This is a genomic window from Leucobacter soli (genome assembly GCF_042659205.1).
Taxonomy (GTDB): Bacteria; Actinomycetota; Actinomycetes; order Actinomycetales; family Microbacteriaceae; genus Leucobacter; species Leucobacter soli.
Map to the genome: position 1 here is coordinate 1 of NZ_JBHSRW010000465.1, position 704 is coordinate 704.

A 704-nucleotide genomic window follows, 5' to 3' on the forward strand; every position below is an offset into this window, starting at 1 on the left:
GATCGCGGCGCTGCCCGGCGCCGGCGGCGAGCCGGGGGCGACGAGCCGGATCACCGGCATTGGCCACATCCGGCATCACGAGACGGACCGGATCGCGGCGCTGGTCGCAGAGATCAACGGACTCGGCGGCGACGCGCACGAGCTCGAGGACGGCATCGAGATCCGCCCGGCGGAACTGCACGGCGGGACCTGGCGCGCCTACGCCGACCACCGCATGGCGACGACGGGAGCCCTCGTCGGGTTGCGCGTCGCGGGCGTGCAGGTCGACGACATCGGCACCACCGCGAAGACGCTGCCCGAGTTCCCCGAGCTGTGGGGGCGGATGCTCGGCGTCGCCCCGGCCGACGCGGCGCAGGGCGGCACCGGTACGCCGAGCTCATCGGGCGCTTCGATCGGCACGTCCCTTCCCGGGATGCTCACCCTGCCCGAGCCCCCGGACGGAACCCGCTGGGCATGAGCGCGCGGGGCATGAACTGGCTGGACTCGGCCGACGACGACGAGGACGAGGACGGCCCGTACGCGGCGTATGCCGACCACGCCGTCCGCCAGCGCCCCAACCCGAAGGCCAATCGGCCCCGCACCAAGCGCCGACCCGAGCACGCCGACGCCGTGACCGGGATGGTGACGGCGGTGGATCGCGGCCGGTACACCGCGCTCGTCGAGGCCGGCGCCGATCCCGAGGATCCGAGCGAGCGCTCGCTGCT

General features: G+C 74.4%; 2 pseudogenes. Both read left to right on the top strand.

Annotation, left to right across the window (positions count from 1 at the left end):
* Positions 1 to 457 (top strand): annotated as a pseudogene (locus tag ACFPZL_RS13965) (3-phosphoshikimate 1-carboxyvinyltransferase); the annotation flags it as partial.
* Positions 454 to 704: pseudogene (locus ACFPZL_RS13970) on the top strand (ribosome small subunit-dependent GTPase A); the annotation flags it as partial. The pseudogenes ACFPZL_RS13965 and ACFPZL_RS13970, both read left to right, overlap by 4 nt.